The organism is Methylosinus trichosporium OB3b, assembly GCF_002752655.1.
Classification (GTDB): domain Bacteria; phylum Pseudomonadota; class Alphaproteobacteria; order Rhizobiales; family Beijerinckiaceae; genus Methylosinus; species Methylosinus trichosporium.
On the sequence record NZ_CP023737.1, the window covers coordinates 1 to 13,955 of the forward strand.

At 67.7% G+C, this 13,955-nt stretch carries 3 protein-coding genes; 1 reads left to right on the top strand and 2 read right to left on the bottom strand.

From position 1 onward, the window contains the following. The gene (gene dnaA, locus CQW49_RS00005; protein WP_003614546.1) at nucleotides 1-1,494 is read left to right on the top strand and encodes a chromosomal replication initiator protein DnaA; all 1,494 of its coding nucleotides are present in this window, start codon (nucleotides 1-3) and stop codon (nucleotides 1,492-1,494) included. Nucleotides 1,495-1,585: 91 nt separating this feature from the next. On the opposite strand, the gene CQW49_RS00010 is transcribed toward dnaA, so the two are convergent. Both CQW49_RS00010 and CQW49_RS00015 read right to left on the bottom strand, forming a co-directional pair. Next, the gene (locus CQW49_RS00010) at nucleotides 1,586-3,616 is read right to left on the bottom strand and encodes an O-linked N-acetylglucosamine transferase, SPINDLY family protein (protein WP_003614545.1); all 2,031 of its coding nucleotides are present in this window, start codon (nucleotides 3,614-3,616) and stop codon (nucleotides 1,586-1,588) included. A gap of 102 nt (nucleotides 3,617-3,718) precedes the next feature. Beyond that, nucleotides 3,719-13,771 (bottom strand): beta strand repeat-containing protein, encoded by a 10,053-nt coding sequence (locus tag CQW49_RS00015; RefSeq protein ID WP_099831717.1) that lies wholly within the window; start codon nucleotides 13,769-13,771, stop codon nucleotides 3,719-3,721. Nucleotides 13,772-13,955: the final 184 nt, after the last annotated feature.

A 13,955-nucleotide genomic window follows, 5' to 3' on the forward strand; every position in this document is an offset into this window, starting at 1 on the left:
ATGCCCGAACAAAGCGATCATCAGCCGTCTTCCAGCGAATTGTCGAGCGCCGATCGGCAGAAGTGGGAGAGGGTGCGGGGCCGGCTGCGCGCCGAGCTCGGCGACGCGGTCTATAATTCCTGGTTCGCGCGGCTCGAGCTGGAGACGGTGAAAGATGGCGCGCTTCTCCTCACCGTGCCGACGAAATTCCTGAAGAGCTGGATTCAGTCGCATTACGCAGATCGCATCAAGACGCGGCTTTGCGCCGAATTTGCGGGAACCGATCGCGTCGTCATCGACGTGCGCTCTCCCTCTCGCCGCGCTCGGGCGCGCGACGCCGACGCCGCGGTGGTCGCGCCGACGGCCGAGAGGAGCGCCGTGGAAGCGCCCCCGGCGCCCGTGATCGTGGAGAAGCCCGAGCCGCATGTGCGAAGCAGCGGGCGCGCGGCGCCGCGCGTCGAGGGCGATCATTTCAACGGCTCGCCGCTCGACCGACGCTTGTCCTTCTCGACCTTTCTGGTCGGTCCGTCCAATCAGCTCGCCTATGCCGCCGCTTGCCGCGTCGCCGATGCGCGCGCCGGCGATCATCCGCTGTTCAATCCGCTCTACACTCATGCCGCCGTCGGCCTCGGCAAGACGCATCTGCTGCAGGCGGTGGCGCGCGCCGCCAATGACAACCGGCGCCGCGTGATCTATCTGACCGCGGAGAAATTCATGAGCGGCTTCGTGTCCGCGCTCACCGCGCAGACATCGATGGCGTTCAAGGAGAAGCTGCGCAACATCGACGTGCTGATCATCGACGATGTGCAGTTCCTGCAGGGCAAATCGATTCAGCAGGAGTTCTGCCACACGCTCAACGCGCTGATCGACGACGGCAAGCAGGTGGTCGTCGCCGCCGACCGTCCGCCCTCCGACCTCGAGACATTGGACGAGCGCGTGCTCTCGCGCTTCAAGGGCGGGCTCTGCGTCGACATCGGCCCGCTGGACGAAGAGCTGCGCGTAAAGATTCTCGAGGCGCGCATCGCCGCGGCGCAGGAGGCGCAGCCGAGCTTCCACGTGCCGCCCGCGGTGGTTTCCTATGTCGCCAAGACGATCGTGACCAATGGCCGCGACCTCGAAGGCGCGGTGAACCGCCTGCTCGCCCATTCGACGCTGAACGGCGCGCCGCTCTGCGTCGAGACGGCGGAGAACGCCATTCGCGATCTCGTGCGCAATCACGAGCCCAAGCGCGTGAAGATCGACGACATCCAGAAGCTCGTCGCCAGCCATTACAATATCTCCCGCGCCGACATTCTCTCTTCGCGCCGCACCGCCAATGTCGTCCGCCCGCGACAGATCGCCATGTATCTGTCCAAGGTGCTGACGCTGCGCTCGCTGCCCGAGATCGGGCGTCGTTTCGGCGGGCGCGATCACACGACCGTGCTGCACGCCGTGCGCAAGGTCGAGGAGCTCGCCGCCAAGGACAGGAGCCTCGCCGAGGTGATCGAGCTGTTGAAGCGCATTCTCGCGGAATAGGCGAGGCGGCGCTGGGGAAGAGCGAGCCTGAAGGCTCGCGGTCCAGCGGCCGCCCTTTGGACCGCGAGCCTTCAGGCTCGCAGCTCACGCGTCAGCGGGCGCGCCAGAACCGCTCGTCCGGCGCGATCGGCTCGGCTCGATCCCATTGCGCGAGCTTGTCGAGATAGAGCGCGCGATAGGCGTTGTCGTCGAGAAGCTCCAGCCGCTCGTGATCGAGCTCGAGGCCGATCTCGTGATAGAGGTCGAGATTGCGCAGATCGGGGCGCGGCAGCGCGCCGGCCTCATAGTCGCGCCACATCTCGCGATAGAGATTTTCGAGATGGCCGACGAGCGCGGGCGTGTCGAACAGCGCGCATCGATCGCGTCCGGCGACGAGCTTGTCGCGAATGGCCGCGAGCTGTCGCGGATTTCGGCCGAGCTCGATGGCGCGCGCGACATAATCCTCCGCATCGGCGCAGACGAGTTCCTCGACGCCTGCCGCGCGCACGAGGCTGGCGCAGACGCGCGAGGCGAAGCTGCGACCCGGAAAGGTGAGGATCGGAACGCCCATCCACAGCGAGTCGGCGGCCGTCGTATGGGCGCCATAGGGGAAATTGTCGAGGAAGAGATCGGCGAGCGGGTAGCGCGCGAGATGGCGTGGATTGGGCATCTTCTGCGCGAAGACGATGCGCTCCGGCGCCACCCCGCGCGCCGATGCGGCGGCGCGTATGCGCTCATTGGTCGCCTGCGTCCCGGTGAGCAGCCACAGCACGCTGTCCGGAACCGCGGCGAGGATCGTCATCCAGCGGTCGAAGGTGAGCGCGGTGAGCTTCTGCATGCCGTTGAGCGAGCAGAAGACGAAGGCGCTCTCCGGCAGTCCCGCCTCCTGGCGCGAGGGTCGCTCGGCGGCGACGACGCGCTTGCGGTCGTTGGGCTGGTAGCAGGGGAGGCGCAGCACCTTCTCGGAATAATAGATCTCCGCGTCCTCGGGGACGATGATGGAATCGGCGATCACATAATGATGGTAGGGCGTGCCCATGGTTCCAGGAAAGCCGAACCAGTTCACGACGATCGGCGCCGGCCGCATGGCGAACATCTTGGTTCGCGCATCCTTGGTGTAGCCGTTGAGATCGATGAGGATGTGAACGCCGTCATCGGCGATCTTCCGCGCCGCCTCTTCGTCGCTCATGCCGTTGATCTCGGTCCAGCGATCGACCGCCGCGGCAATGCGCTCGCGCGTCGGGTCGGTGCGGGCGATTCCGCAATAATAGGCGTGGATCTCGAAATGGGCGCGGTCGTGCGTCTCCATCACATCGGTCATGGCGAAGCCGACCGCATGCTCACGCAGATCCGATGAGACATAGCCGATTCTGAGCCGCTCGCCGGGGCGGCGGCGCGGCGGCTCCTCGCGCGGCAGCGGGGGAATGCGGCCGATGGAGCGCCTGTTGTAGCGATAGGCCTTGGCGAGCTGAAACATGGGATCGTCGGCGAGATTGGCCAGCGACAGAGACGAAATGCCGTCGAGAAGATGCTTGCGGCTGACGCGCTCCGTGGCGGCGAGCACGGGCCATTCGCATTGTCGCTGCCGCAGCGCGATCCAGTGCTGGGCCACCTCGGTCTGGCGGGGGTCGATCTCGAGGCTCTGACGCAGCGCGTCCTCGGCCGATTCGTCCTTGTCATGGCCCTCGAGCACGCGGCCGATCTGCTGCAGCGCGCTGAGCTTGTGGGAGACCGAATCGCCGGTGATCGCGCCGAGCTGCTCGACGCACACCATCCATTGCGCGACGCCCTTCCCGGCCTGGCCGCTGTCCTCGAGCAGCCGGCCGAGATTGATATGGGCGGGATGGAAGTCGCTCTTCACGCGCAGCGCCTCGCGCAGCGCATTGATCCCGCCCGGGCGGTCGCCGGAGTCGCCGAGGGCGGAGGCATAGTTGAAATAAGCGGCGTAGATCAGCGGATGGTCGGAGTTGAAGGCGATCCAGGTCTTATAGAGCTCGGCGACGAAGCGCTCCTGGCGCGCCGCCTTCAGCCGAGCGGCCGCATCGAACAGCTCTGCGAGAGACAGGGTCTGCGCGGTGGCTTTCTCGATAGACGTTTTGAAGAGGGCGAACGCGGGCTCCGATCCATTCGGCTGGTTGGGCATGTCGACGTCCATTCGGCGAGGCTGACGGCGCGCGGTCCGGAGAGGCCGCGACGCCGGTCTTTGAGGACGCGTGTCGCCACGCGGCTCGCCGCTGTTCCGTCATCAGCTGAGGAGAGTGACGAGCGCCACAACTTGATCCACGGACATTGCCTGAATCTGGGGTGTCGTGAATGCGCTGCCCTGGGTGGTGGTGAGCGCGGAGATATCGTCCGTCGTCAGCCCGGCGATCGCGGTGGTGGTGAGCGCCGAGAGGCTGTCGGTGGTCAGCGACGTGAAGTTGGTCGTCGTCAACGCGCCGATCTGAGAGCTCGTCAGCGCCGCCGCCTGCGTCGAGGTGAGCGCATTGAGCTCGGTCGTCGTCAGCGAATTGATCGCGCTCGAGGCGATCGCTCCGATCTGCGCCGCCGACAGCGCGCCGATCTGCGTCGTCGTGAGATTGTCGATCGCGGTGGCGTCGAGGCCGGCGATCTGCGAGGTCGCAAAGTAGCTCACATCGATGGCGTCGAGTTCGGCCGCATCGAACGCATTGAGCTGAGTGGACGTCAATCCATGGATTTGCGTCGCGGTCAGCTGGCCGACCTGAGTGGTGGAGAGATCGGAGAGCGCGGTGGTGGAGAGCTTGCCGATCTGGGTGGCGGTGAGGCCGGTGAGCTGTGTGGTGGAGAGCGCCTGCACCTCGGCGGTGGAGAGGGCGTCGAAGCCGCCGGTGGAGAGCGCGCCGATCTGTGCGGAGGAGAGCGCGGCGACCTGAGTGGTGGTGAGATTGCCGATGGCGGTGGCGTCGAGGCCGGCGACCTGGCTGGTGGAGAGGGTCGTGGCGTCGATGGCGTCGAGGAAGGTCGCGCCGATGGTGTTGAGCTGAGTGGTGGTGAGGCCCTTGACCTGGGTCGCGGTCAGCTGGCCGACCTGCGTCGTCGAGAGATCGGAGAGCGCGGTGGTGGAGAGCTTGCCGATCTGGGTGGCGGTGAGGCCGGTAAGCTGTGTGGTGGAGAGCGCCTCGACCTCGGTGGTGGAGAGGGCGTCGAAGCCGCCGGTGCTGAGCGCGCCGATCTGCGCCGAGGAGAGCGCGGCGACCTGAGTGGTGGTGAGATTGCCGATGGCGGTGGCGTCGAGGCCGGCGACCTGGCTGGTGGAGAGGGTCGTGGCGTCGATGGCGTCGAGGAAGGTCGCGCCGATGGTGTTGAGCTGAGTGGTGGTGAGGCCCTTGACCTGGGTCGCGGTCAGCTGGCCGACCTGCGTCGTCGAGAGATCGGAGAGCGCGGTGGTGGAGAGCTTGCCGATCTGGGTGGCGGTGAGGCCGGTAAGCTGTGTGGTGGAGAGCGCCTCGACCTCGGTGGTGGAGAGGGCGTCGAAGCCGCCGGTGCTGAGCGCGCCGATCTGCGCCGAGGAGAGCGCGGCGACCTGAGTGGTGGTGAGATTGCCGATGGCGGTGGCGTCGAGGCCGGCGACCTGGCTGGTGGAGAGGCTCGTGGCGTCGATGGCGTCGAGGAAGGTCGCGCCGATGGTGTTGAGCTGAGTGGTGGTGAGGCCCTTGACCTGGGTCGCGGTCAGCTGGCCGACCTGCGTGGTGGAGAGATCGGAGAGCGCGGTGGTGGAGAGCTTGCCGATCTGGGTGGCGGTGAGGCCGGCGATCTGTGTGGTGGAGAGCGCCTGCACCTCGGCGGTGGAGAGGGCGTCGAAGCCGCCGGTGCTGAGCGCGCCGATCTGGGCGGAGGAGAGCGCGGCGACCTGGGTGGTGGTGAGATTGCCGATAGCGGTGGCGTCGAGGCCGGCGACCTGGCTGGTGGAGAGGGTCGTGGCGTCGATGGCGTCGAGGAAGGTCGCGCCGATGGTGTTGAGCTGAGTGGTGGTGAGGCCCTTGACCTGGGTCGCGGTCAGCTGGCCGACCTGCGTCGTCGAGAGATCGGAGAGGGCGGTGGTGGAGAGCTTGCCGATCTGGGTGGCGGTGAGGCCGGTGAGCTGTGTGGTGGAGAGCGCCTCGACCTCTGTGGTGGAGAGGGCGTCGAAGCCGCCGGTGCTGAGCGCGCCGATCTGAGCGGAGGAGAGCGCGGCGACCTGGGTGGTGGTGAGATTGCCGATGGCGGTGGCGTCGAGGCCGGCGACCTGGCTGGTGGTCAGGGTCGTGGCGTCGAGCGCGTCGAGGAAGGTCGCGCCGATGGTGTTGAGCTGAGTGGTGGTGAGGCCCTTGACCTGCGTCGCGGTCAGCTGGCCGACCTGCGTCGTCGAGAGATCGGAGAGCGCGGTGGTGGAGAGCTTGCCGATCTGGGTGGCGGTGAGGCCGGCGAGCTGTGTGGTGGAGAGCGCCTCGACCTCGGTGGTGGAGAGGGCGTCGAAGCCGCCGGTGGAGAGCGCGCCGATCTGAGCGGAGGAGAGCGCGGCGACCTGAGTGGTGGTGAGATTGCCGATGGCGGTGGCGTCGAGGCCGGCGACCTGGCTGGTGGTCAGGCTCGTGGCGTCGAGCGCGTCGAGGAAGGTCGCGCCGATGGTGTTGAGCTGAGTGGTGGTGAGGCCCTTGACCTGCGTCGCGGTCAGCTGGCCGACCTGCGTCGTCGAGAGATCGCTGAGCGCGGTGGTGGAGAGCTTGCCGATCTGGGTGGCGGTGAGGCCGGTGAGCTGTGTGGTGGAGAGCGCCTCGACCTCGGTGGTGGAGAGGGCGTCGAAGCCGCCGGTGGAGAGCGCGCCGATCTGCGCCGAGGAGAGCGCGGCGACCTGGGTGGTGGTGAGATTGCCGATGGCGGTGGCGTCGAGGCCGGCGACCTGGCTGGTGGTCAGGGTCGTGGCGTCGATGGCGTCGAGGAAGGTCGCGCCGATGGTGTTGAGCTGAGTGGTGGTGAGGCCCTTGACCTGGGTCGCGGTCAGCTGGCCGACCTGAGTGGTGGAGAGATCGGAGAGCGCGGTTGTGGAGAGCTTGCCGATCTGGGTGGCGGTGAGGCCGGTGAGCTGTGTGGTGGAGAGCGCCTGCACCTCGGCGGTGGAGAGGGCGTCGAAGCCGCCGGTGCTGAGCGCGCCGATCTGGGCGGAGGAGAGCGCGGCGACCTGGGTGGTGGTGAGATTGCCGATAGCGGTGGCGTCGAGGCCGGCGACCTGGCTGGTGGAGAGGCTCGTGGCGTCGATGGCGTCGAGGAAGGTCGCGCCGATGGTGTTGAGCTGAGTGGTGGTGAGGCCCTTGACCTGGGTCGCGGTCAGCTGGCCGACCTGCGTCGTCGAGAGATCGGAGAGGGCGGTGGTGGAGAGCTTGCCGATCTGGGTGGCGGTGAGGCCGGTGAGCTGTGTGGTGGAGAGCGCCTCGACCTCTGTGGTGGAGAGCGCGTCGAAGCCGCCGGTGGAGAGCGCGCCGATCTGCGCCGAGGAGAGCGCGGCGACCTGGGTGGTGGTGAGATTGCCGATGGCGGTGGCGTCGAGGCCGGCGACCTGGCTGGTGGTCAGGGTCGTGGCGTCGATGGCGTCGAGGAAGGTCGCGCCGATGGTGTTGAGCTGAGTGGTGGTGAGGCCCTTGACCTGGGTCGCGGTCAGCTGGCCGACCTGAGTGGTGGAGAGATCGGAGAGCGCGGTGGTGGAGAGCTTGCCGATCTGGGTGGCGGTGAGGCCGGTGAGCTGTGTGGTGGAGAGCGCCTGCACCTCGGCGGTGGAGAGGGCGTCGAAGCCGCCGGTGCTGAGCGCGCCGATCTGGGCGGAGGAGAGCGCGGCGACCTGGGTGGTGGTGAGATTGCCGATAGCGGTGGCGTCGAGGCCGGCGACCTGGCTGGTGGAGAGGCTCGTGGCGTCGATGGCGTCGAGGAAGGTCGCGCCGATGGTGTTGAGCTGAGTGGTGGTGAGGCCCTTGACCTGGGTCGCGGTCAGCTGGCCGACCTGCGTCGTCGAGAGATCGGAGAGGGCGGTGGTGGAGAGCTTGCCGATCTGGGTGGCGGTGAGGCCGGCGAGCTGTGTGGTGGAGAGCGCCTCGACCTCTGTGGTGGAGAGGGCGTCGAAGCCGCCGGTGGAGAGCGCGCCGATCTGTGCGGAGGAGAGCGCGGCGACCTGGGTGGTGGTGAGATTGCCGATAGCGGTGGCGTCGAGGCCGGCGACCTGGCTGGTGGAGAGGGTCGTGGCGTCGATGGCGTCGAGGAAGGTCGCGTCGATGGTGTTGAGCTGAGTGGTGGTGAGGCCCTTGACCTGGGTCGCGGTCAGCTGGCCGACCTGCGTCGTCGAGAGATCGGAGAGGGCGGTTGTGGAGAGCTTGCCGATCTGGGTGGCGGTGAGGCCGGTGAGCTGTGTGGTGGAGAGCGCCTGCACCTCTGTGGTGGAGAGGGCGTCGAAGCCGGCGGTGCTGAGCGCGCCGATCTGAGCCGAGGAGAGCGCGGCGACCTGAGTGGTGGTGAGATTGCCGATGGCGGTGGCGTCGAGTCCGGCGACCTGGCTGGTGGAGAGGGTCGTGGCGTCGATGGCGTCGAGGAAGGTCGCGCCGATGGTGTTGAGCTGAGTGGTGGTGAGGCCCTTGACCTGGGTCGCGGTCAGCTGGCCGACCTGCGTCGTCGAGAGATCGGAGAGGGCGGTGGTGGAGAGCTTGCCGATCTGGGTGGCGGTGAGGCCGGCGAGCTGTGTGGTGGAGAGCGCCTCGACCTCTGTGGTGGAGAGGGCGTCGAAGCCGCCGGTGGAGAGCGCGCCGATCTGTGCGGAGGAGAGCGCGGCGACCTGGGTGGTGGTGAGATTGCCGATAGCGGTGGCGTCGAGGCCGGCGACCTGGCTGGTGGTCAGGGTCGTGGCGTCGATGGCGTCGAGGAAGGTCGCGCCGATGGTGTTGAGCTGAGTGGTGGTGAGGCCCTTGACCTGGGTCGCGGTCAGCTGGCCGACCTGAGTGGTGGAGAGATCGGAGAGGGCGGTGGTGGAGAGCTTGCCGATCTGGGTGGCGGTGAGGCCGGTGAGCTGTGTGGTGGAGAGCGCCTGCACCTCTGTGGTGGAGAGGGCGTCGAAGCCGCCGGTGGAGAGCGCGCCGATCTGTGCGGAGGAGAGCGCGGCGACCTGAGTGGTGGTGAGATTGCCGATGGCGGTGGCGTCGAGTCCGGCGACCTGGCTGGTGGAGAGGCTCGTGGCGTCGATGGCGTCGAGGAAGGTCGCGCCGATGGTGTTGAGCTGAGTGGTGGTGAGGCCCTTGACCTGGGTCGCGGTCAGCTGGCCGACCTGAGTGGTGGAGAGATCGGAGAGGGCGGTTGTGGAGAGCTTGCCGATCTGGGTGGCGGTGAGGCCGGCGATCTGTGTGGTGGAGAGCGCCTCGACCTCGGTGGTGGAGAGGGCGTCGAAGCCGCCGGTGCTGAGCGCGCCGATCTGCGCCGAGGAGAGCGCGGCGACCTGAGTGGTGGTGAGATTGCCGATGGCGGTGGCGTCGAGGCCGGCGACCTGGCTGGTGGAGAGGCTCGTGGCGTCGATGGCGTCGAGGAAGGTCGCGCCGATGGTGTTGAGCTGGGTGGTGGTGAGGCCCTTGACCTGGGTCGCGGTCAGCTGGCCGACCTGCGTGGTGGAGAGATCGGAGAGCGCGGTGGTGGAGAGCTTGCCGATCTGGGTGGCGGTGAGGCCGGTGAGCTGTGTGGTGGAGAGCGCCTCGACCTCTGTGGTGGAGAGGGCGTCGAAGCCGGCGGTGCTGAGCGCGCCGATCTGGGCGGAGGAGAGCGCGGCGACCTGAGTGGTGGTGAGATTGCCGATGGCGGTGGCGTCGAGGCCGGCGACCTGGCTGGTGGAGAGGCTCGTGGCGTCGATGGCGTCGAGGAAGGTCGCGCCGATGGTGTTGAGCTGAGTGGTGGTGAGGCCCTTGACCTGGGTCGCGGTCAGCTGGCCGACCTGCGTCGTCGAGAGATCGGAGAGGGCGGTGGTGGAGAGCTTGCCGATCTGGGTGGCGGTGAGGCCGGTGAGCTGTGTGGTGGAGAGCGCCTCGACCTCTGTGGTGGAGAGGGCGTCGAAGCCGCCGGTGGAGAGCGCGCCGATCTGAGCCGAGGAGAGAGCGGCGACCTGAGTGGTGGTGAGATTGCCGATAGCGGTGGCGTCGAGGCCGGCGATTTGGCTGGTGGAGAGGCTCGTGGCGTCGATGGCGTCGAGGAAGGTCGCGCCGATGGTGTTGAGCTGAGTGGTGGTGAGGCCCTTGACCTGGGTCGCGGTCAGCTGGCCGACCTGAGTGGTGGAGAGATCGGAGAGGGCGGTGGTGGAGAGCTTGCCGATCTGGGTGGCGGTGAGGCCGGTGAGCTGTGTGGTGGAGAGCGCCTGCACCTCTGTGGTGGAGAGGGCGTCGAAGCCGCCGGTGGAGAGCGCGCCGATCTGTGCGGAGGAGAGCGCGGCGACCTGAGTGGTGGTGAGATTGCCGATGGCGGTGGCGTCGAGTCCGGCGACCTGGCTGGTGGAGAGGCTCGTGGCGTCGATGGCGTCGAGGAAGGTCGCGCCGATGGTGTTGAGCTGAGTGGTGGTGAGGCCCTTGACCTGGGTCGCGGTCAGCTGGCCGACCTGAGTGGTGGAGAGATCGGAGAGGGCGGTTGTGGAGAGCTTGCCGATCTGGGTGGCGGTGAGGCCGGCGATCTGTGTGGTGGAGAGCGCCTCGACCTCGGTGGTGGAGAGGGCGTCGAAGCCGCCGGTGCTGAGCGCGCCGATCTGCGCCGAGGAGAGCGCGGCGACCTGAGTGGTGGTGAGATTGCCGATAGCGGTGGCGTCGAGGCCGGCGACCTGGCTGGTGGAGAGGGTCGTGGCGTCGATGGCGTCGAGGAAGGTCGCGCCGATGGTGTTGAGCTGAGTGGTGGTGAGGCCCTTGACCTGGGTCGCGGTCAGCTGGCCGACCTGCGTCGTCGAGAGATCGGAGAGGGCGGTGGTGGAGAGCTTGCCGATCTGGGTGGCGGTGAGGCCGGTGAGCTGTGTGGTGGAGAGCGCCTCGACCTCTGTGGTGGAGAGGGCGTCGAAGCCGCCGGTGGAGAGCGCGCCGATCTGTGCGGAGGAGAGCGCGGCGACCTGGGTGGTGGTGAGATTGCCGATAGCGGTGGCGTCGAGGCCGGCGACCTGGCTGGTGGAGAGGGTCGTGGCGTCGATGGCGTCGAGGAAGGTCGCGCCGATGGTGTTGAGCTGAGTGGTGGTGAGGCCCTTGACCTGGGTCGCGGTCAGCTGGCCGACCTGCGTCGTCGAGAGATCGGAGAGGGCGGTGGTGGAGAGCTTGCCGATCTGGGTGGCGGTGAGGCCGGCGAGCTGTGTGGTGGAGAGCGCCTCGACCTCTGTGGTGGAGAGGGCGTCGAAGCCGCCGGTGGAGAGCGCGCCGATCTGTGCGGAGGAGAGCGCGGCGACCTGGGTGGTGGTGAGATTGCCGATAGCGGTGGCGTCGAGGCCGGCGACCTGGCTGGTGGAGAGGGTCGTGGCGTCGATGGCGTCGAGGAAGGTCGCGTCGATGGTGTTGAGCTGAGTGGTGGTGAGGCCCTTGACCTGGGTCGCGGTCAGCTGGCCGACCTGCGTCGTCGAGAGATCGGAGAGGGCGGTTGTGGAGAGCTTGCCGATCTGGGTGGCGGTGAGGCCGGTGAGCTGTGTGGTGGAGAGCGCCTGCACCTCTGTGGTGGAGAGGGCGTCGAAGCCGGCGGTGCTGAGCGCGCCGATCTGAGCCGAGGAGAGCGCGGCGACCTGAGTGGTGGTGAGATTGCCGATGGCGGTGGCGTCGAGTCCGGCGACCTGGCTGGTGGAGAGGGTCGTGGCGTCGATGGCGTCGAGGAAGGTCGCGCCGATGGTGTTGAGCTGAGTGGTGGTGAGGCCCTTGACCTGGGTCGCGGTCAGCTGGCCGACCTGCGTCGTCGAGAGATCGGAGAGGGCGGTGGTGGAGAGCTTGCCGATCTGGGTGGCGGTGAGGCCGGCGAGCTGTGTGGTGGAGAGCGCCTCGACCTCTGTGGTGGAGAGGGCGTCGAAGCCGCCGGTGGAGAGCGCGCCGATCTGTGCGGAGGAGAGCGCGGCGACCTGGGTGGTGGTGAGATTGCCGATAGCGGTGGCGTCGAGGCCGGCGACCTGGCTGGTGGTCAGGGTCGTGGCGTCGATGGCGTCGAGGAAGGTCGCGCCGATGGTGTTGAGCTGAGTGGTGGTGAGGCCCTTGACCTGGGTCGCGGTCAGCTGGCCGACCTGAGTGGTGGAGAGATCGGAGAGGGCGGTGGTGGAGAGCTTGCCGATCTGGGTGGCGGTGAGGCCGGTGAGCTGTGTGGTGGAGAGCGCCTGCACCTCTGTGGTGGAGAGGGCGTCGAAGCCGCCGGTGGAGAGCGCGCCGATCTGTGCGGAGGAGAGCGCGGCGACCTGAGTGGTGGTGAGATTGCCGATGGCGGTGGCGTCGAGTCCGGCGACCTGGCTGGTGGAGAGGCTCGTGGCGTCGATGGCGTCGAGGAAGGTCGCGCCGATGGTGTTGAGCTGAGTGGTGGTGAGGCCCTTGACCTGGGTCGCGGTCAGCTGGCCGACCTGAGTGGTGGAGAGATCGGAGAGGGCGGTTGTGGAGAGCTTGCCGATCTGGGTGGCGGTGAGGCCGGCGATCTGTGTGGTGGAGAGCGCCTCGACCTCGGTGGTGGAGAGGGCGTCGAAGCCGCCGGTGCTGAGCGCGCCGATCTGCGCCGAGGAGAGCGCGGCGACCTGAGTGGTGGTGAGATTGCCGATGGCGGTGGCGTCGAGGCCGGCGACCTGGCTGGTGGAGAGGCTCGTGGCGTCGATGGCGTCGAGGAAGGTCGCGCCGATGGTGTTGAGCTGGGTGGTGGTGAGGCCCTTGACCTGGGTCGCGGTCAGCTGGCCGACCTGCGTGGTGGAGAGATCGGAGAGCGCGGTGGTGGAGAGCTTGCCGATCTGGGTGGCGGTGAGGCCGGTGAGCTGTGTGGTGGAGAGCGCCTCGACCTCTGTGGTGGAGAGGGCGTCGAAGCCGGCGGTGCTGAGCGCGCCGATCTGGGCGGAGGAGAGCGCGGCGACCTGAGTGGTGGTGAGATTGCCGATGGCGGTGGCGTCGAGGCCGGCGACCTGGCTGGTGGTCAGGGTCGTGGCGTCGATGGCGTCGAGGAAGGTCGCGCCGATGGTGTTGAGCTGAGTGGTGGTGAGGCCCTTGACCTGGGTCGCGGTCAGCTGGCCGACCTGAGTGGTGGAGAGATCGGAGAGGGCGGTGGTGGAGAGCTTGCCGATCTGGGTGGCGGTGAGGCCGGTGAGCTGTGTGGTGGAGAGCGCCTCGACCTCTGTGGTGGAGAGGGCGTCGAAGCCGCCGGTGGAGAGCGCGCCGATCTGTGCGGAGGAGAGCGCGGCGACCTGGGTGGTGGTGAGATTGCCGATGGCGGTGGCGTCGAGGCCGGCGACCTGGCTGGTGGAGAGGCTCGTGGCGTCGATGGCGTCGAGGAAGGTCGCGCCGATGGTGTTGAGCTGAGTGGTGGTGAGGCCCTTGACCTGGGTCGCGGTCAGCTGGCCGACCTGCGTCGTCGAGAGATCGGAGAGCGCGGTGGTGGAGAGCTTGCCGATCTGGGTGGCGGTGAGGCCGGTGAGCTGTGTGGTGGAGAGGCCCTGGACGTCGGTCGTGGAAAGCGCGTCGAAGCCGAGGGTGGTCAGAGAGCCGATCTGCGACGAGGTCAGAGCCGCGACCTGCGTGTCGCTGAGATTGGCGACGGCCGTTCCGTCGAGCTTGCCGATCTGCGAGGTCGTGAGGTTCGAGATGGTGATGGCGATGAGATCGTCGGTGCTCAGAGCATTGAGCTGAGTGCTCGTCAAGCCGCTCAATTGCGTTTGCGAGAGCGAGCCGATCTGCGTCGTCGACAGATTGCTGATCGCGGTCGTCGTCAGCCCGCCTATTTGCTTGGAGGTGAGGGCGCTGAGCTGAGTGGTCGACCATCCTTCGAGCTCGGTCGAGCTCAGCCCGCCGATCTGCGTCGCCGACAGCGCGGAGATTTGCGCCGTGGTCAGCGCGCCGGTCTCCGTTTCGGTGAGATTTTCGATCTGCGAGAGCGAGAGGCCCGAAATCGCGTTTGCGGTCAGGGCCGCGATCTGCGTCGTCGCGAAATACTGAAACTCGGTGGTGCTGAGCGCGTTGAGCTGCGTCGCTTTCAGCGCTGCGGCCTGGGTCGTCGACAGAGCGGCTATATCCGTCGTCGTCAGATTTGCGATGACGGTGGTGGTGAGCCCGGCAACCTGAGTGGCGGTGAGGGAAGAGATAATCGAGGTCATCGGGCGCTCCGCAGAAAAGCGTGTACGGATGAAAGCTGACGAGGCGTTCGGTTTGACCCGAGCCGGACGGCGCCTCGCCGTTCGGCCGGGTTTATCGGGCGTAGACGCGCCTCCGAGCGATCACGCGCGGGCTCTTCGCTCGGCGCGTGGCGCAGTGGCGTTAGTTGTGGCGGTGTGAAAACAT

Excerpts from the sequence above, each read along its gene's own strand:
- dnaA (WP_003614546.1), top strand. The coding sequence starts at position 1 with ATGCCCGAACAAAGCGATCATCAGCCGTCTTCCAGCGAATTGTCGAGC.
- CQW49_RS00015 (WP_099831717.1), bottom strand. The coding sequence starts at position 13,771 with ATGACCTCGATTATCTCTTCCCTCACCGCCACTCAGGTTGCCGGGCTC.
- CQW49_RS00010 (WP_003614545.1), bottom strand. The coding sequence starts at position 3,616 with ATGCCCAACCAGCCGAATGGATCGGAGCCCGCGTTCGCCCTCTTCAAA.